General features: G+C 73.0%; 17 protein-coding genes and 1 other RNA gene. 3 read left to right on the top strand and 15 right to left on the bottom strand.

Going from position 1 to position 17,206, the window contains the following annotated elements; translation table 11 throughout:
* Positions 1-56 precede the first annotated feature (56 nt).
* Both B9L22_RS18500 and clpS read right to left on the bottom strand, forming a co-directional pair.
* Positions 57-740 carry a DUF2017 family protein gene (locus tag B9L22_RS18500; protein WP_086151458.1) on the bottom strand — a complete coding sequence of 228 codons (684 nt, stop codon included), beginning with the start codon at positions 738-740 and terminating at the stop codon, positions 57-59.
* Positions 737-1,024 (bottom strand): ATP-dependent Clp protease adapter ClpS, encoded by a 288-nt coding sequence (gene clpS / locus B9L22_RS20320; RefSeq protein ID WP_031316085.1) that lies wholly within the window; start codon positions 1,022-1,024, stop codon positions 737-739. The genes B9L22_RS18500 and clpS overlap by 4 nt, the downstream gene beginning before the upstream one ends.
* Before the next feature lie 113 nt (positions 1,025-1,137).
* On the opposite strand from clpS, the gene B9L22_RS18510 reads away from it, so the two are divergent.
* Positions 1,138-2,568, top strand: a complete 1,431-nt coding sequence (locus tag B9L22_RS18510) for a nicotinate phosphoribosyltransferase (protein WP_086151460.1) — start codon at positions 1,138-1,140, stop codon at positions 2,566-2,568.
* A gap of 67 nt (positions 2,569-2,635) precedes the next feature.
* Here the strand turns inward: B9L22_RS18510 and B9L22_RS18515 are convergent, their stop codons facing one another.
* The 9 genes from B9L22_RS18515 to B9L22_RS18555 all read right to left on the bottom strand — a co-directional run bounded on the left by B9L22_RS18515 (position 2,636) and on the right by B9L22_RS18555 (position 12,579).
* The gene (locus B9L22_RS18515; protein ID WP_086151461.1) at positions 2,636-4,489 is read right to left on the bottom strand and encodes a DEAD/DEAH box helicase; all 1,854 of its coding nucleotides are present in this window, start codon (positions 4,487-4,489) and stop codon (positions 2,636-2,638) included.
* Positions 4,486-4,821 (bottom strand): DUF3039 domain-containing protein, encoded by a 336-nt coding sequence (locus B9L22_RS18520; protein ID WP_021482851.1) that lies wholly within the window; start codon positions 4,819-4,821, stop codon positions 4,486-4,488. The genes B9L22_RS18515 and B9L22_RS18520 overlap by 4 nt, the downstream gene beginning before the upstream one ends.
* 209 nt (positions 4,822-5,030) lie before the next feature.
* On the bottom strand, positions 5,031-5,813 hold the full coding sequence (gene nagB, locus B9L22_RS18525) for a glucosamine-6-phosphate deaminase (RefSeq protein ID WP_086151462.1): 783 nt from the start codon (positions 5,811-5,813) through the stop codon (positions 5,031-5,033).
* Positions 5,813-6,841 carry an ROK family protein gene (locus tag B9L22_RS18530; protein WP_233140230.1) on the bottom strand — a complete coding sequence of 343 codons (1,029 nt, stop codon included), beginning with the start codon at positions 6,839-6,841 and terminating at the stop codon, positions 5,813-5,815. Before B9L22_RS18530 ends, nagB begins: the two co-directional genes overlap by 1 nt.
* A gap of 1 nt (position 6,842) precedes the next feature.
* The gene (locus B9L22_RS18535) at positions 6,843-7,703 is read right to left on the bottom strand and encodes a carbohydrate ABC transporter permease (protein ID WP_031315557.1); all 861 of its coding nucleotides are present in this window, start codon (positions 7,701-7,703) and stop codon (positions 6,843-6,845) included.
* A gap of 68 nt (positions 7,704-7,771) precedes the next feature.
* Positions 7,772-8,728, bottom strand: a complete 957-nt coding sequence (locus B9L22_RS18540; protein ID WP_086151463.1) for a carbohydrate ABC transporter permease — start codon at positions 8,726-8,728, stop codon at positions 7,772-7,774.
* A 156-nt stretch (positions 8,729-8,884) separates the two neighbouring features.
* Complete coding sequence (locus B9L22_RS18545; RefSeq protein WP_086151464.1) at positions 8,885-10,195, bottom strand: extracellular solute-binding protein; 1,311 nt, start codon at positions 10,193-10,195, stop codon at positions 8,885-8,887.
* 210 nt (positions 10,196-10,405) lie between these two features.
* A complete protein-coding gene (locus B9L22_RS18550; RefSeq protein ID WP_031315554.1) occupies positions 10,406-11,566 on the bottom strand; it encodes an ROK family transcriptional regulator in 1,161 nt (386 codons plus the stop codon).
* A gap of 113 nt (positions 11,567-11,679) precedes the next feature.
* The gene (locus B9L22_RS18555) at positions 11,680-12,579 is read right to left on the bottom strand and encodes a PfkB family carbohydrate kinase (RefSeq protein WP_086151465.1); all 900 of its coding nucleotides are present in this window, start codon (positions 12,577-12,579) and stop codon (positions 11,680-11,682) included.
* 133 nt (positions 12,580-12,712) lie between these two features.
* Between B9L22_RS18555 and B9L22_RS18560 the strand changes: the two genes are divergently transcribed.
* The gene (locus tag B9L22_RS18560; RefSeq protein WP_086151466.1) at positions 12,713-13,690 is read left to right on the top strand and encodes a DUF4349 domain-containing protein; all 978 of its coding nucleotides are present in this window, start codon (positions 12,713-12,715) and stop codon (positions 13,688-13,690) included.
* Positions 13,683-14,030 (top strand): hypothetical protein, encoded by a 348-nt coding sequence (locus B9L22_RS18565; RefSeq protein ID WP_086151467.1) that lies wholly within the window; start codon positions 13,683-13,685, stop codon positions 14,028-14,030. Before B9L22_RS18560 ends, B9L22_RS18565 begins: the two co-directional genes overlap by 8 nt.
* 63 nt (positions 14,031-14,093) lie before the next feature.
* Here the strand turns inward: B9L22_RS18565 and ssrA are convergent.
* From ssrA to B9L22_RS18585, 4 genes are all read right to left on the bottom strand, one after another.
* Positions 14,094-14,460: a transfer-messenger RNA gene (ssrA, locus tag B9L22_RS18570) on the bottom strand.
* Between the two features lie 148 nt (positions 14,461-14,608).
* Positions 14,609-15,022, bottom strand: coding sequence for a hypothetical protein (locus B9L22_RS18575; RefSeq protein ID WP_021482408.1), 414 nt, complete (start codon positions 15,020-15,022; stop codon positions 14,609-14,611).
* 119 nt (positions 15,023-15,141) lie between these two features.
* Positions 15,142-15,612 carry an SsrA-binding protein SmpB gene (gene smpB, locus B9L22_RS18580; RefSeq protein ID WP_021482407.1) on the bottom strand — a complete coding sequence of 157 codons (471 nt, stop codon included), beginning with the start codon at positions 15,610-15,612 and terminating at the stop codon, positions 15,142-15,144.
* Between the two features lie 201 nt (positions 15,613-15,813).
* Entirely contained in the window at positions 15,814-17,205 is a 1,392-nt protein-coding gene (locus tag B9L22_RS18585) for a M23 family metallopeptidase (protein ID WP_086151468.1), read from the bottom strand.
* Between the last annotated feature and the right edge of the window lies 1 nt (position 17,206).

Below are 17,206 nucleotides of genomic sequence, written 5' to 3' on the forward strand. Positions count from 1 at the left end.
GGCGCCCCGAACCACACGCACGCCGCTGTGGCAGCGCCCACAGGTCCGCGGCACGCTCAGCCCCGCGGCTCGGGGCGCGGCCCGCCCCGCCCCGCCCGCAGGTCCGCGAGCATGCCGTCGACGAGCGACTCCTGGAGCAGCCCCGTGAGGAGGAACACGCTCACGAGGAAGCGGCGCGGCGCGCCTCCCACCTCGCCGTCGTCCGGGCCGTCGTCGCCCTCCCGGTCCAGCTCGTCGTACAGGCCCTCGACCTGCTCGTCGGTGCGCAGGTCCAGGCGCTCGGCCAGGACGAGGCGCACGTCGGTCAGGGCGCCCGCGACGTCCTGCGCCTCCTCGCGCCCGACGACGAACGGCGCCGCCTCGGCCGGCTCGGAGTCCACGAGCATCCGGCCGAGCAGCACCAGCCGCCCCACCTTGCGCGCCGCGAGGTCGTCCTGCGTGAAGCGCCGGAACTCGTGCGCCACCTCGACGTCGTCCGACGCGTCCGGGAGCAGACGGCGCACGGCCGGGTCCGGGGGCGGCGTCGCGTCCGACCCGCCGCCACCGGGCGTCGGGCCCGTCCACCCCGGGGGCGACCACGCGTCGTCGGGCGCGGTCCGGCCCGGTGCGTCCGACGCCCGCCCGGGGACGCCCTCCTGGAGCATCTGCGCGACGTCGCCCGCGAGCTGGGCCAGCACGATCCGCTCCGACGGCTCGAGCTCGGCGACGTACCCGTGCGCCTCCGCGCGGAACGGCCTCACTGCTCGCCGTCCTTCTGGAGCGTCGCCCACAGCCCGAACGAGTGCATCGCCTGCACGTCGACCTCCATGCGCTCGCGGTCACCCGTCGACACGACGGCCCGGCCCTCCTGGTGCACCTGCATCATCAGCTCGTGGGCGCGCGCGGTGGAGTACCCGAAGTACGACTCGAACACGTACGCGACGTAGCTCATGAGGTTGACCGGGTCGTTCCACACGAGGGTGACCCACGGGCTGTCGAGCCGGGCCCCCTCCTCGGTGCGGACCGCCTCCTCGGGCACGGTCAGGGACGCCCGCGCGGCAGCGGGGCGGGTGAAGATCGGGTGGGGTCTCACGTCACCACTCTATTCGCGGGCCTGTCGGCGCCCACCGCGGCGGTCGCTGCCCTACGGTATTCCGCATGAGCCTCGCCGACCCGGGCAGCGTCGCCCTCCCCGCGACCGACAGCGCTGCCCCCTCCGCCTCGCCGACGCAGCGGCCGTCGTACCAGCCGACGTACCAGCCCGGTGCGTCGACCGCGCTCCTCACCGACCGCTACGAGCTGACGATGCTCCAGGCGGCGCTCGCCGACGGCACCGCGGGCCGGCACTGCCTGTTCGAGGTCTTCACGCGCCGCCTCCCGCCGGGTCGGCGGTACGGCGTCCTCGCCGGGACCGGGCGGGTCCTGGAGGCGCTGGCGTCGTTCCGCTTCTCCGCGGCCGAGCTCGACTGGCTGCACGCGCAGTCGGTCGTCGACGACCGCACCCTCGAGTTCCTCGCCGGCTACCGCTTCACCGGCACGATCACCGGGTACCCCGAGGGCGAGGTCTTCTTCCCCCAGTCGCCGGTGATGACGGTCGAGGGCACGTTCGCCGAGGCGGTGCTGCTCGAGACCCTCGTCCTGTCGATCCTCAACTACGACTCGGCCGTCGCGTCCGCCGCGTCCCGCATGACGAGCGCCGCCGTCGAGCGCCCGTGCCTCGAGATGGGCGCGCGGCGCGCGCACGAGCAGGCGGCCGTCGCCGCGGCGCGGGCCGCCGTCGTCGGCGGGTTCGCCGGGACGTCGAACCTCGAGGCGGGCCGCCGGTACGGCCTCGAGACCATCGGCACCGCCGCGCACGCCTTCACGCTCCTGCACGACGACGAGAAGTCCGCCTTCGCGTCGCAGGTCGCGTCCCTCGGCCCCGGCACCACGCTGCTCGTCGACACCTACGACGTGCGCCGTGGCGTCGAGAACGCCGTCGAGGCGGCCGGCGGCCGCCTCGGTGCCGTGCGCCTCGACTCCGGCGACCTCGGCGTCCTCGCCGTGGAGGTGCGCCGCCAGCTCGACGCCCTCGGCGCGCACGACACGAAGATCACCGTGACCTCCGACCTCGACGAGTACGCCATCGCGTCGCTCGCCGCCGCGCCCGTCGACTCCTACGGCGTCGGCACGTCCCTGGTCACCGGCTCCGGCGCCCCCACGTGCGGCATGGTCTACAAGCTCGTCGCCCGCGCCGACTCCAGCGGCGTGCTCCAGCCCGTCGCCAAGGCGTCCACCGCCAAGACGAGCACGGGCGGCCGCAAGTGCGCCGCCCGCCGCTACGACGCCGACGGGCGCGCGGTCGAGGAGGTCGTCGTCACGGGTGCCGACCTCGCCGTGCAGGAGTGGGAGCCCGACGACGGCGACCTGCGCCGGCTCCAGGTGCCCCTCGTCGTCGACGGCGCCGTCGACTCGCGCTGGGTCGGGTCGTACGGCGTGGAGAACGCCGCGCACCGCCACCGCGAGGCCCGCGCCGAGCTGCCCCGCGGCGCGCGCCGCCTCTCTGCCGGCGACCCGGCGATCCCGACGGTCGTGCACACGCTGTCCTGACTCCCCTGACCGGGCCGCGACCCGGTCGCGGCCGGGCGTGCGCGCCCGGCCGCCGGGGCCGCGCGCGCTACCGCTTCCCGACGAACCAGCCGCGCACCGTCGCGACCCGGGCGTCGAGCTGCTCGACCGTCGCGAGCGGGACCTCGGGCCCGCCGCAACGGCGCCGGAGCTCGGTGTGCACCGACCCGTGCGGCTGCCCGCTGCGGCGCGCCCACGCGGAGACGAGCTGCTGGAGCTCCTTGCGGAGCTCCGCGGCGCGCCGGTGGTCCATCTCGGCCCGCTCGCGCTCCGCGGACTGCGTGGTGCGCGAGCGCGCGCTCATCTGGTCGGCCTGCCGCTGACGCAGGAGGGTCGTGACCTGGTCCGCGTCGAGCAGCCCGGGCAGCCCGAGGAAGTCGAGCTCCTCGTCGGAGCCGACGTCCGCGCCCGTGCCGAACTCGCCGCCGTCGAACAGCACGCGGTCGAACGACGCCTGGGCCTCGAGCGCCTCGAACGAGCCCTGGACGAGCTCGCCCGACGCCTTGTCCTCGCGGTTCGCCTCGGCGAGGAGCGCGTCCTCGGGGTTGAACCCCTCCCCCTGCTCCTCCGCCGTGAGCGGCCGGTCCAGCGCGTGGTCGCGCTCGATCTCGAGCCCGTTCGCGAGCTCGAGCAGGTGCGGCACGCTGGGCAGGAACACCGACGCCGTCTCGCCGCGCTTGCGGGCTCGCACGAACCGTCCGACGGCCTGCGCGAAGAACAGCGGCGTCGCGGTCGAGGTCGCGTACACGCCCACCGCGAGCCGCGGGACGTCGACGCCCTCCGACACCATGCGGACGGCGACCATCCAGCGCGCGTCGCCGTCGGAGAACTCCTCGATGCGGCTGCTCGCGCCGTCGTCGTCCGAGAGAACGACCGTCGGCGACTTCCCGGTGATGCGCGCGAGGTGGCCTGCGTACGCGCGCGCGTCCGTCTGGTCGGTCGCGATGACGAGGCCGCCCGCGTCGGGGATCGCCCGCCGGACCTCGGTCAGCCGCTTGTCCGCGGCCGCGAGGACCGACGGGATCCACTCGCCGTTCGGGTCCAGCGCGGTGCGCCACGCCTGACCCGTCATGTCCTTGGTGAGCGCCTCGCCGAGACGCGCGCTCACCTCGTCGCCGGCCTTCGTGCGCCAGCGCATGTTGCCCGAGTAGGACAGGAACAGCACCGGACGCACGACGTGGTCGCGCAGCGCGTCGCCGTACCCGTACGTGTAGTCGGCGCGGGACCGCCGGATGCCGTCGGGACCGCGCTCGTACTCGACGAACGGGATGGCCGCGGTGTCCGAGCGGAAGGGCGTGCCCGTGAGCGCGAGGCGCCGGGTCGCGTCCTCGAACGCCTCGCGCACCGCGTCACCCCACGACAGCGCGTCGCCGCCGTGGTGCACCTCGTCGAGGATGACGAGCGTGCGGTCGGCCGTCGTGCGCGCCGCGTGCAGCGCCGGCTTGGCGGCGATCTGCGCGTAGGTGAGCGCGACGCCGTCGTAGTGCGCGCCGTGCCGGCCCTGGCTGTTGCGGAAGTTCGGGTCGATCCGGATGCCGACGCGCGCCGCGGCGTCCGCCCACTGGTGCTTGAGGTGCTCGGTGGGGGCGACGACCGTCACGCGCCGCACCACGCCCTGCTCCAGGAGCTCGGTCGCGACACGCAGCGCGAACGTCGTCTTGCCCGCGCCGGGCGTCGCGACGGCGAGGAAGTCGCGCGGCGAGCGCGTGCGGTACAGCTCGAGCGCCTCGGCCTGCCAGGCGCGCAGCTTGGACGCCGAGCCCCACGGGGCGCGCCGCGGGAACGCCGGCGAGAGGTGCGACGCCGCTGCGGAGGACGGGCTCTGGGGTGCCGGCGGCGAGGTCCTGCTACGGGAGTCGGGGGCGGAGTGACCGGTGGACGTCGTGTGGTGCTCCGCGCTCACTTGCCGGAGTCACCCTCGCCGTCCTGCGGGTCTCGCAGTCCCTCGTAGATCTCCTTGCACGTGGGGCACACAGGGAACTTGTTCGGGTCACGGCCGGGCACCCAGACCTTGCCGCACAGCGCGATCACCGGCTTGCCGGAGAGCGCCGACTGCATGATCTTCTCCTTGCGCACGTAGTGCGCGAAGCGTTCGTGGTCGCCGGGCTCGGTCTGCTCGCGCGTCTCCTCGCGCTCGAGCACCCCGGTCGACGTGCCGGTCGTCGGCTCGGTCGCAGGAGTCCGGAACGGGTCCTCGGGACCCCCGGGTGGCGTGCTCGCGCGGAGTTCGATCATGGAGTGAAGTCTACGTCGCGACGCCCACACGTCGGGCGGCCGTCGCCGCGGCCGGTCCGCGCGCCGTGCGACACCCGCCGCGCGGACCACGGGCCGCGGGGACGGGAGACGACGAAGCCCGCCGACGCACGGTCCAGGGGCGTGGACCGCGCGCCGACGGGCGGCTCGGTGTCGCGGGAGCTCCCGCGAGGTGTCGTCGACCCGTCGGGTCAGAGGCCCTGCCAGTCGGGCTTGGACGCGTACGTCTGGCGGTAGTAGTCGCCCAGCTGCAGGCGCGAGGCCGCCGCGTCGTCGACCAGGACCGTGGCGTGCGGGTGCATCTGCATGACCGTCGCCGGCCACATCGCGCTCACCGGACCCTCCACCAGCTGGTGCACCGCCTCCGCCTTGCCCTTGCCCGTGGCCAGCAGCACCAGGTGCCGCGCCGACATGATCGTCGCCAGACCCTGCGTCAGACAGTGCCGCGGCACCCGCTCCACGTCGTCACCGAAGAACCGCGCGTTGTCCTCGCGCGTCTGCGCCGTCAACGTCTTGATCCGCGTCCGCGACGCCAGGCTCGACCCCGGCTCGTTGAACGCGATGTGACCGTCCGTCCCGATCCCCAGGATCTGCAGGTCCACACCCCCCGCCCCCGCGATCGACTCCTCGTACGCCGCGCACGCCGCCACCAGGTCCTCGGCGTTGCCGTCCGGACCCTGCACCGCACCCGGAGCGAAGTCCACCCGCGACGCGATCTCCGTCTCGATCACGTTGCGGTACCGCTCCGGATGATCGACCGGCAGACCCACGTACTCGTCCAGCATGAACGCCCGCACCCCCGCGAACGACAACCCCTCCTGCACATGACGACGCACCAGCTCGTCGTACACCTTCAACGGCGACGACCCCGTCGCCAACCCCAGCACCGCCCCCGGCCCCGACCGCACCACCGCCTCCACGGCATCCGCAGCCAGCACCGCCAACCGCTCCGCCGGAGCGATCACGACCTCCATCACAACACCTTTCGACGGCCGACGAGAGCAGCGCCCACGGCGGCGACCGGGACGTCCGACGGAGCGAGGGAGACCCGCTCCGACAGACGCAACGAGGACAGGAAGGGGGACGTGCTCGACTGCGCGTCGAGCGCGTCGCGGACCGCGTCCAGCAGCGGCTGGCCCAGCGCGGACACGCCGCCGCCGAGCACGACGTGGCGCACGTCCACCGTCAGCTCGAGGATCCGCACGGCGGAGGCGACGGCGGACGCGAACTCGTCCTTGATCCGGATCGCGTCCGGGTCGCCCGCGGCCGCGGCCTCGAAGAGCTCGGCAGGGGCCGGCCGGCCGTGGCGCGACGGCCAGCGTGCCGACACGGCGGAGCCCGACGCGTAGACCTCCACGCACCCGCGCTGCCCGCACGCGCACTCGGGGCCGCGCGGGTCGATCGGGATGTGCCCGATCTCCCCCGCCGCGCCGCTCACGCCCCGGCGCAGCTCGCCGCCGAGCACGATGCCCGCCGCGAGCCCGGTGCCGAGCGCGAGGAACGCGAGGTCCTCCCCCTCCGCGCCGCGCAGGTGCGAGGCACCGAGGGCGGCCACGTTGAGGTCGTTGTCGACCTGGACCGGGACGCCGCCGAGCTCCGCGGACAGCGCCTCGGCGAGGGCGAAGCGTCCGCCCTCGATGCCGAGGTTCACCGCGTGCACGACGGAGCCGTCGGCGGGGTCCACCAGCCCGGGGACCCCGACGCCGACGCCGTCGACGTCCGCGAGGTCACCGCAGGCGCGGCGGACCACCTCGCGGACCGCGCGCGCCGCGCTGGACACGACGCCCTCCGGTCCGCGCACCGTCGGCAGGCGCAGCGTCTCGCGCGCGACCCCGTCGGGGCCGAGGAAGGCCGCGAGCACCTTGGTGCCGCCGATGTCGAGGCCCACCGCGCTGCCCGGGCCCACGGGACCGCGCCGTGGCGCGGTCCCGGGGCCGGGGCGTCCGGCCAGGGCTGCGGCCGCCTCGCCGTCGAGCGAGGCAGCCGTGCTCAGGTCGCTCACGTCAGCCCTTCACCGCACCCGAGACGAGGCCACCGGTCATCCGACCCTGGACGATGAGGAAGAACACCACGGCCGGGATGGCGATGAGCACCGAGCCGGCCATGAGCGCGCCCCAGTTGGTCGCCTGGGTCGCCTGCTGGAAGGTCCGCAGCCAGACCGGCAGCGTCATCGCCTCCGGGCGCTGCATGATGATCAGCGCCATGACGAACTCGTTCCACGCCTGGATGAACGCGAAGACACCCGTCGCGACCAGCCCGGGGGCCAGGAGCGGGAAGGTGATCTTCCAGAACGCCTTGCCCCGCGAGCACCCGTCGATCATGGCGGCCTCCTCGAGGTCTGCCGGGACGCCGTTGACGAACCCGCGCAGCGTCCAGATCGTGAAGGGCAGCACGCCGGACACGTAGACGATCCCGAGCCCGACGATCGTGTTGAGCATCTGCCAGTTGTCGATGATCCGGAAGATCGAGATCATCATCGCCTCGCCCGGGATCATCTGGACCACGAGGATCGCGAGGATGAACGTCCGGCGACCCTTGAACCGGAAGCGCGTCACCGCGAGCGACGCGAGGAAGCCGAGCACCATGGCGATGACGAGGGTGAAGAACGTCACCGTGAGCGAGTTGCCCATGGCCGGGATGAACGGGGCCCGCGTCTCGTCCGTGATCGCCGTGACGTAGTTGTTGAGCGTGAAGACGTCGGGCGTCGGGAAGAACTTCAGCTCCGTCCCGCGCACGAGGCTCGACGGCAGGAACGACGTGTTGATCATCCAGTAGACGGGGAAGACCGACGAGACGAAGACGATGATCGCCAGGATCGCGTAGCCGACGTTCGCGAGCTTCTTGCGCTGCTTCTCGCGGCTCACGCGAGGGGCGGTGCCCGCCGCGGGGGAAGCGTGCCGGACCGCGGCTCGGGGGGTGGTCTGGACGGTGCTCACAGTTCTTCCTCCCGGACCGTCTGGCGCACGTAGTAGAACGAGATGCCGAGCATGATGAACACGAAGATCACCGAGATGGCGCCGGCGAGACCGTAGTGCCCCTGGGCCATGCCCATCTGGTAGATGTACACGCCGATCGTGTTCGTCTTGTCGCGGTCGCCACCGACGCCCTGGAGGGCGTAGATCTGCGTGAAGACGCGCAGGTCCCAGATGATCGACAGCACGATGAGCACCGTGATGATGCTGCGGACGTACGGGACCATGATGAGCCGGAAGCGCTGCACCGGGGTGGCGCCGTCGAGCTGGGCCGCCTCCAGGACCTCGCCGGGGATCTGCGTCAGTCCCGCGTACATCGTGAAGGCGACGAACGGCACGGCGCCCCACACGATGACGATCGTCGCGATGAGGAAGAACTGGAGCGGGTTGAGGAGCCACGAGTGGCCCATCCAGTTGTCGCCCGTGATCGCGGTCAGCAGGTTGTTGATGACGCCGTACTGGGTGTCGAAGATCCAGCCCCAGACGATGGTCGCAGCGAGCGCCGGCATGGCCCACGCCAGCAGCAGCCCGACCGAGACCAGCAGGCGGAAGCCCTTCCCGAGACGCATCATGAGCAGCGCGATGAGCGTGCCGAGCACCATGGTCAGGACGACGCACGCCACCATGAACAGGAAGCTGCGCAGGAGCACGGTCCAGAAGCCGTCGACGTCGGTGAGGACCTGGACGTAGTTGTCGAAGCCGACCCACTCGGCGGGCTGACCCATGAGCTGGGCCCGCTCGTACTCCTGGAACGACATGATGACGAGCCGCACGAGCGGGTATCCGACGAGGATGCCGAGCACGACGAGGCTGGGGACGAGGAGCGTCCACGGCAGGATCGGTGGGCGCCGCTTCTTGGGTGGCCGCACGGGCGCGCCGGAGCGCTCGGTGCGGGGTTCGAGGGTGGTTGAGCTCATTTCCTCACTCCGTCAGGGATTGCGCGGTGGTGCGCAGGCGACGTGCCTCCGGGGCTCGTCATGGGAAGGGGTGGGGGCTCCGGCGAAGGAGTCCCCACCCCTGACGGCTCGAGCCTCCGACGGTGCCCGGCGGTCACCGGGCACCGTCGGACCGGCTCAGCTGTTGAGGATCGACTCGATCTTCGCGTCGAGCTCCTCGGCGACCGTCTGCACGTCGTCGCCGTTGGCGAGCTTCGTGAAGGCGCTCTGGAGCACGTTCTGCGCCTCGACGTCGGCCCACTTCGGGGACGCCGGGGTGAGTCGAGCGTTCTGCGCCGCCTCGACGCCCGCCTGGGCGATCGGGTCGTCCTGCGGCACCTCGCTCGCGAGGGACTTCTTCGCCGGGATCATGTTCGCCTGGGCGAGGATCGTCTGGTACTCGTCGCTCATCATGATCTCGAACGCCTTGTACGCGAGGTCCGGGTTGTTGGACTTCGCCGCGACGGCGATGTTCGAGCCACCGGCGAACACGGCCGCCGGCTCACCCGCGGTCTTGCCGGGCAGCGGGAACGCCGCGAGGTCGGAGCCGTAGGTCTCGAGGCACCCGGGGGTGGTCTTGGGGTCCTCGGGCGTGGCCGAGGTCTTGATGGTGCCGGCGATCCACGTCGGGGCCGACACGTAGGCCACCTGGCCCTCGCAGAACGGCACCTGGAGGTCGGTCTCCTGACCGTCCTTCGGCGCGAGCGACGCGTTCGTCATGAGGTCCTGGACCTGCTCGAGGCCGGCGAGGCCGCCCTCCGAGGAGAACCCGGCCTCCCACTCGCCGTCGTCGTTCTGCTCGGCGATGAAGCCGCCGTTCTCCCAGACGAAGGGAAGGGCGTTGTACCAGTCCTGGCCGGGCCAGTAGACGCCGGAGACCGTGTCCGTCTTGAGCGACTTCGCGGTCTCGACGTACTCGTCGATCGTCGTCGGGACCGGCGTGGAGCCGGTGACCTGCGGGGTGTAGAACACGGCGCGCGAGCCCGCGTAGTACGGCAGGGCGTAGTGCTTGCCCTCCCAGTCGCCGGCCTCGACGAAGCCGCCGAGCAGGTCGTCGCCGCCGAGGGACTGGAACTCGTCCTCGGTGATCTCACGGAAGAAGCCTGCGGACGTGAAGGCCGGGGACTGCGTGTTGCCGACCTCGACGATGTCCGGGCTGTCGGAGCCGGAGAGCGACGTGGTGAGCTTGTCGACGAGGCCGGTCCAGGACTGCTCCTCGATCGTGAGGGTGCTGCCCGGGTTCTCCTCCTCGAACGTGGTCTTGAGGTAGTCGCGCGCGGCGTCGGGCGTGTCCGACCCGTTGAGCCAGACGCGGATGTCGCCGGAGGCGGACTCGCCGTCGCCGGAGCCGTTGTCGTCGCTCCCGCCGCCGGTGCTGCAGGCGGTCAGCGCGAGCGCCAGGGTGATCGTCGACGCCACGGAGGCGGCGACGAGACGGTTCCTCTTCACTGGGTGCTTCCTCTCGGTGATTCTTGGTGGTGGCGGCGATGCCCCCACCGGAGGTGTGGCAGGAGTCCTGCGTAATCGAGCGTGTGCAGGGGTGCTGCTGTGTTATTGCGTTCCTGGGGGTGCTGCACTGGGGGTCCCAGGAGGTCGTGAGGGGCGGGTCGTGGCCCGCGCCCCGGTCGGGCAGGGCGGGTCAGGCGGAGCGTCGTCGGCTCACGAGACCCCCAGCTGTCCGGAGAGGACGAGGACGGCGGCCCCAGCGAGGACGACGTCTTCGTCGAGCGTGGCCATCCGCACCTGCAGCCCGCTGCCGATGACCGGCATGGTGCGGGAGCGGATGGTCTCGAACGCCGACTCGCGCAAGGGGCCGTCGAGCAGGTCCGCAGGACCGCTCACGAGCACCTCCGCGAGGTTGAGCGCACTGACGACAGGGGCCAGGGCGATGCCCAGCGTCCTGCCCACCGACGCCAGCACGGCGTCGGAAGCCTCGGTGTCGAGCCCGTCCACCGCGCGGCGCAGCGCCGGCACGGACAGGACGGTCTCCAGGCAGCCGCGGCGCCCGCAGGCGCACGGCTCGCCGTCCTCGACCACGGTCACGTGGCCGAGCTCGCCGGCGGCGTCGGCGTGCCCGTGCACGCGTGCGCCGTCGACCATGATGCCGGCGCCCACGCCCTCGCCCACCGTGAGGACGAGCAGGCCGTCCCCGGCCGCTCCCCCGAACGTGAACTCGCCGAGCGCGGCGATGTTGGCGTCGTTGGCGACGTGGACCGCGAGCCCGAGCCGCTCCGTGAGCTGGGCCGCGAGCGGGACGTCGTACCAGCGGCGGTTCGGCGCCTCGATGACGCGACCCTCGGCGTCGACGACGCCGGGCGACCCGATCCCCACGCCGATGACCGGCTGGGTCGCGGACGCGATGAGGCCGCGGCAGAAGCGCATGAGGAGGTCGACGAGCTCGGTGCCGGTGCGTCCGTCCACCGCGAGGCTCTGCCGGACGACGAAGTCGCCCGTGAGCGTGACGACGGCGCCGCGCAGGACCTCGTCGTCGGTGAGGTCGACGGAGACGATCTGGTACGCGCTCGTGCGCATGCCGACGAGGATCGCGGGCTTGCCCACGCGCTGCCCCGGGCGGACGCCGAGCTCCTCGACCAGGCCTTCGGCGATGAGCACGGAGACGAGGTCGGAGATGGTCACGCGGGTGAGGGAGGTGGCGCGCGCGAGGTCGGCGCGCGACGTGGGCCCCTCGTGGAACAGGTGCTGCAGCACGAGCGACCGGTTGTGGGCCCGAGCGTGCTCGGGGAGCACCTTGGAGGTCGGCCTGAGCCCTGAGCTCAGTCGCCTCCTCGGTGCGCCGGTGCCGGTGACTGCCGTTGTCATGTTTGTTAGTAGACTGCCTTTACTAAGTGGCTGTCAACTCTCTCCCGGCTTCGTGACCGAAATGTAGCCGAGGAGGCCGCGACCCGGGACCTTGGTCCCACGGCCCCCGCGCGTCACGACGTCGCGGCGATCCAGCCCCGCGCGCCGGCGTGCTCGACGGAGCGGGACGCGACCAGCACGGCGTCCTCCAGCGCCGCGCGCCACGACGACCCGCGCGCCACTGCCGCGGCGAACGCGCCATGGACCACGTCGCCCGCGCCCAGGGTGTCGACCACGCGGCCCGGCAGCGGGACCACGACCTCGTACCTCTCCCCCGCGTCGAGCACCTCGACGGGCCGCGGACCGCGGGTCCGCGCGACGAACCGGGGGCCCAGCGCGGCGACGGCGTCGAGCACGTCGTCCGTCGCGACGCCGGGCGGCCGGAAGTCCGCCGACACGACGACGGCGTCGCACAGCCCGATCATCGCGGGCGCGTCGGGCTTCCAGGAGCCCCCGTCCAGCACGACGGCGCACCCGCGCTCCCGCGCGCGGCGCGCGACCCGGAGCGCGAGCCCCGGGTGGTGGCCGTCGAGCAGCAGCACGTCCCCGGGGCCGAGCTCGTCCAGCAGGTCCGTCGTGCGACCCGGCGCGACGAGCCGCGCGTCGGCGAGGTCGCCGAAGCCGGAGGCGTTGGTGCTCACGACCGCGCGCTCCCCGGTCGCGCGCGTGACCAGCACCGTCGAGACCGCGGGCTGGGCCGGCCCGGCAACCCCGACCGCGCCGTCCACCGCGTCGACGAGCGCGACGCCGGCGGACTCGAGCTCGGACCGCACGACCGCGGCGAGGGGCCCGTGGCCCACGGCGGTGACGAGGGTCGTCGGGACGCCGCGCGCGACGGCGGTGGCCGCGGCGTTCGCGGCCGGGCCGCCGAACGTCGCGGCGAGGGACCGCGCGACGACCTTCTCGTCGGGTCCGGGCAGGGCGTCGACGACCTGGACGACGTCGAGGGTCACGAGTCCGCAGCACACGAGCACGCGCCCATCCTCCCGCGGGGACCGGCGCGTCCGCACGGCGCCGGGCGACGGTCGGATCACGGACAGTTCACAAGACGGTCACGATGTGGGTGCGGCTGTCCGGTTCGCGCGGTTGGCCCCCTACCCTCGCAGCATGCGGACCACTCGCCCTCTCGCCGTCGTCGCCGCGCTGGTGCTCGGCGGCGCGCTCCTGGCCGGCTGCTCCGCGACGCCGGGCGCCGGCGACGCCGCCCTCGACTCCGGCGCGGGGTCCGAGGCGGCGGTGGTCGACGGCACCGACGCCTCGTCCGGCGCCCCGGCCGGGATCACGACCGGCGACGAGGACGCCGTGGTCGAGGCAGACCGCGAGATCGTCACGACCGGCTCGGTGACCGTCGTCGCGAAGGACCCGTCGGCGGCCGCCGAGCAGGTCGCCGAGCTCGCGGAGAGCGCGGGCGGGCGGGTCGAGAGCCGGCGGCAGTCCGAGCCCGAGGGCGACGCGCGGCCCACGGCCGAGCTGACCGTGCGCGTGCCGGCGGCCCAGACGACCGCGACCGTGGACGCGCTCGGTCAGGTCGGCGAGGTGCGCGACCTCGCGATCGAGGCGGTCGACGTGACCGGCGCCGCGCGCGACCTCGACGCCCGCGTCGCGGCGCTCACCACGTCGGTCGAGCGTCTGCGGACGCTCATGGGCGACGCCGCGACGACCGCGGACCTGCTCGCCGCCGAGCAGGAGCTCACGACGCGCCAGGCAGAGCTCGAGTCGCTCCAGTCGCAGCGCGCCGCGCTCACGGACCAGGTCTCGATGTCGACTCTGCACGTCACGGTCGTGCAGGTGGTACCGGCCGAGCAGCTCGCTCCCGGCGGCTTCCTCGGCGGGCTGCAGAACGGCTGGAACGCTCTGCTGACCACGCTCAACGGCCTGGTCGTCGTCCTCGGCGCGCTGCTCCCGTGGCTGGTCGTCGCCGGTCTCGTGCTGCTCGTCGTGCGCTGGGTGCTGCGCCGGGTGCGCCGTCGTGCGCAGGACGGCGGCGCTCCCCCCGCCGACGACGGCGGCACGGGGCCGGACGACGACCCGCGGGCGCCGTCGTCGGGACGGGCTCCGCTCGTCGGGGCGTCCGCCCGTGACTGAGGCCGTCACCCCCGAGGGCACCGGTCGCGTCGCGCGCATGTGGGCCGACGACGAGGGCACGGCCCGGCTCGCCGGTCACCTCGTGACGCGCGTGTGCACGCACTGGGACACCGTCGGGCCGCAGACGTTCCCCCGGCACGTCAACCCGGAGCCGCGCGTGCAGTGGCGAGCCCACCTCGACGGCACGGACGGCGACGAGGACCTGTACAGCGACGATCCCGGCGCGCCCCCGCTCCCCCGTGACGACGACGCCCGGCTCGAGGTGCGGGGGCGGCGGCTGCGGCTCGAGTGGCTCGAGGGCGACGAGGCGGTGACGGCCTGGGAGCGCCACGGCTGGTGACGCGAACGAGCGCCGGTACGACGACGGCCCGCACCCCGAGAGGGGTGCGGGCCGTCGCCGCAGGGGTGGAGGTGCGGGGAATCGAACCCCGGTCCGGTGACGCCGATCGAGGACTTCTCCGGGCGCAGTCTGCTGTCGTTTTTCTCGGCCCCCGCACTCACGCAGACAAGATGCGGACGGGCTCAGTCACCTGAAAGTCCCCGCAGCCCCGGTGACGAGGACTGCGAGCAGTGGCTCTCTAGATGACGCCAGGATCCGAGTCGAGAGCTAGCTCGGGCTGACGGACTTCGGGGCTCGCTCAGGCGGCGAGGGCGAAGTCGGTGCGCTTGTTATCGGCACCTGTGTTTTGCAGACATCGTTTACGAGATAAGCCTGCATCCTCGGCCCGCTTCTCCTCGAAGCACGACCACCGTCGAAACCGATCACCCCCTGTGCAGTTGTCAAGCACTGCGCGGCGCCCGGGCGGACCCGGACCTCGTGCAGCAGGTCCAGCCTACGCGATCAACGCCGTGCCCCGCACGGATATTTCCGCGCGGCCGGGTACCGGCGGTCGTGCGCCGCCGGTACCCGCGTCGCGGCTACTTCTTCCGGCTCAGCGAGTCGACGAGCAGCCCGCCGGCGATCCCGAGGAGGAACACGTCCTTCGCGAGCCCGGTCCCCTGCTCGGTGGGTCGCACCCCGTCCTCGCGCGTCATGCCCGGCGTCTTGAGGTACATGCCGACGAGACCGGCCGAGAAGACGCCGAGCCCGACGGCGACGAGACCGGTCGGGACGAAGGGCGCCACGAGAGCCGCGCCGAGCGCGATCTCGGCGGTCGACAGGGTCTTGGTGAACTGCTTCGGCTCGACGTCCCCGAGGAACGAGTACGTGCCGGCGGCCATCCCGTGCAGTCCCTGCGCGGTCTCCTCGTCGGCACCGCGCTTGCTCAGGCCGGAGTTGAGGATGTACGCCCCCGCCGCGAGGCGCGGGATGTACTGGCGGAGCTTGACCATGGGGCCTCCTGGTTCGCGGTCGTCGTCTCGCCCTCGACCGTACGTCGAGGGCGACGGCGTCACCAGCGGGTGGGGCCGACGTCAGGCACGGGACCGCGTGCGGGACGCCCCGCGCGGCGTCAGCGCAGCTCGCGCTGCCGCATGGCGCGCTGCGCCTCGCGGTTGTCCTGCTTCTCGCGGAGCGCCTGGCGCTTGTCGTACTCCTTCTTGCCGCGCGCGAGCGCGATCTCGACCTTGGCGCGGCCGTCGAGGAAGTACAGCGCGAGGGGCACGATCGTGTGCCCCTTCTCGCGCGTCTTGGACTCCAGGCGCAGGATCTCCTCCTTGTGCAGGAGCAGCTTGCGCTTGCGGCGCGGGGCGTGGTTGTTCCACGTGCCCTCGGTGTACTCGGGGATGTGGACGTTCTCGAGCCAGGCCTCGCCGCGGTCGACCGCGACGTAGCCGTCGACGAGCGACGCCCTGCCCATCCGCAGCGCCTTGACCTCGGTCCCGGACAGGACGATCCCCGCCTCGTACACGTCCTCGATCACGTAGTCGTGGCGTGCCTTGCGGTTGCTGGCGACGACCTTGCGGCCGCTGTCCTTCGCCATCCGTGTCCTACCGTCCTTCTCTGCTGTCGGTGCTGTCGCCCGGGTGCTCGTCCGGGGCACCGTCCGCGCGCCGGCCCCGAGCCGTGCGGGCGCCCCAGCGTACGGGTGCCCGACGGCGCCCGGTACCGATTATCCCCCGGGTGCGGTCGCGCGGGTGCCGGGGCGGGTCGGGCGCGACGCCCGGAGCGCGACCCGGCCCGGTCAGCGCAGCACGGACATCGGGTCGATCGTCGACCCGTTGACGTACACCTCGAAGTGCAGGTGGCACGCCCCCGAGAGGCCGGTGTTGCCCGAGTAGCCGATGACGTCGCCCTTGTTGACGGTCCGGCCGGACGACACCGCGAAGCGCGTGAGGTGGTTGTAGCTCGTCATGAGGTTCTTGCCGCCCACCGTGCCGTGGTTGACGAGCACCTGGTTGCCGAAGCCGTTGCGCCACTGGGCGTGGACGACCGTCCCGGGCCCGGCCGCCATGATCGGCGTGCCGCAGTAGGCGCGCAGGTCCGTCCCCGCGTGCAGGCGGTAGTAGCCGAGGATGGGGTGCAGGCGCATCCCGTAGCTCGAGGTCACGTAGGGCACCGCCGTCGGGTACGACAGGAAGCTCGAGATGCTGCCGCGGTCGCCGCCGGAGGACGAACCGCCACCTCCGCCGCCGCCCCCGCCGGAGGACGACCCGCCACCGCCACCGCCACCGCCGCCGGACTGCTGGCTCTGCTGCTGGCGTCGCGCCTCCTCCTCGGCGGCCTTGCGGTCACGCTCGGCCTGCTCCGCGATGATGCCCTTGATCTCGCTCTGCAGGGACTGCTGCGCGGCCTCGTTCTCGGCGACCTTGGCCTCGGCCGCGGACTTGCGCTCCTCGATCGTCGCCTTCTTGGCCTGCTGGTCGACGATGAGCTGCTCGACCTCGGCCTTGCGGTCGGCCGCGGCCGTGCGCGCCGCCTCGGCGGCGACGAGGTTCTCGTCCGCCTGCTGCTTGAGGTCGGTGACCGTCTCGCGCACCGCCTGGAGGCGCGCCTCGCGGTTGCGCGACACCGACTCGGCCTCGAGCAGCTCCTGGAGCGAGCGGGACTGGCTGCGCGCCGCCGTCGAGGAGACCGCGTACTCCGCGATGAACTCCTCGGTGCTCTGCGCACCCGTGACGATGCCGAGGCTCGAGACGTCGCCCTGGCCGCGGTACGCCTGGCGCGCCATCTCGGCGATGCTCGACTTGGCGTCTGCCACCTCGGTCGCACCGCGCTCGATCTCGGCGCTGATCGCGGCCTCCTGGCCCAGCGCGTCCTCGAGCCGCTGCGCGAGCAGCTCCGCCTCGCGCTGCGTCCGCTCGACCTCGGCCTGGGCCGCGTCGAGCTCGGCCTGCGCGACGGGCAGCCGCGCCTCGATAGCCTGGAGGTCGACGACGGCCTGCGCGAGCGCCGCGTCCGTGTCCTCGAGCTCGGACTGCAGCTGCTCGCGGTTGCCGAGGATCTCGGACTGGCGACGCTCCGCCGCGGCACGGCGGTCGTCGATGTCGTCGGCGGACGCCGAGGCGACACCGCCCACGAGGAGCAGGGTCGTGGCGATCAGAGCCGCTGTCGCGCGGCGGAGGTCCCGGGTCATC

Origin of the sequence: Cellulosimicrobium sp. KWT-B, from assembly GCF_002127155.1 — a bacterium.
GTDB lineage: Bacteria > Actinomycetota > Actinomycetes > Actinomycetales > Cellulomonadaceae > Cellulosimicrobium > Cellulosimicrobium funkei.

What these genes read in the sequence shown, in the direction of transcription:
- B9L22_RS18510 (WP_086151460.1), top strand. Translation starts at nt 1,138, where the DNA reads ATGAGCCTCGCCGACCCGGGCAGCGTCGCCCTCCCCGCGACCGACAGC.
- B9L22_RS18520 (WP_021482851.1), bottom strand. Translation starts at nt 4,821, where the DNA reads ATGATCGAACTCCGCGCGAGCACGCCACCCGGGGGTCCCGAGGACCCG.
- nagB (WP_086151462.1), bottom strand. Translation starts at nt 5,813, where the DNA reads ATGGAGGTCGTGATCGCTCCGGCGGAGCGGTTGGCGGTGCTGGCTGCG.
- B9L22_RS18540 (WP_086151463.1), bottom strand. Translation starts at nt 8,728, where the DNA reads ATGAGCTCAACCACCCTCGAACCCCGCACCGAGCGCTCCGGCGCGCCC.
- B9L22_RS18550 (WP_031315554.1), bottom strand. Translation starts at nt 11,566, where the DNA reads ATGACAACGGCAGTCACCGGCACCGGCGCACCGAGGAGGCGACTGAGC.
- B9L22_RS18560 (WP_086151466.1), top strand. Translation starts at nt 12,713, where the DNA reads ATGCGGACCACTCGCCCTCTCGCCGTCGTCGCCGCGCTGGTGCTCGGC.
- B9L22_RS18575 (WP_021482408.1), bottom strand. Translation starts at nt 15,022, where the DNA reads ATGGTCAAGCTCCGCCAGTACATCCCGCGCCTCGCGGCGGGGGCGTAC.
- smpB (WP_021482407.1), bottom strand. Translation starts at nt 15,612, where the DNA reads ATGGCGAAGGACAGCGGCCGCAAGGTCGTCGCCAGCAACCGCAAGGCA.
- B9L22_RS18585 (WP_086151468.1), bottom strand. Translation starts at nt 17,205, where the DNA reads ATGACCCGGGACCTCCGCCGCGCGACAGCGGCTCTGATCGCCACGACC.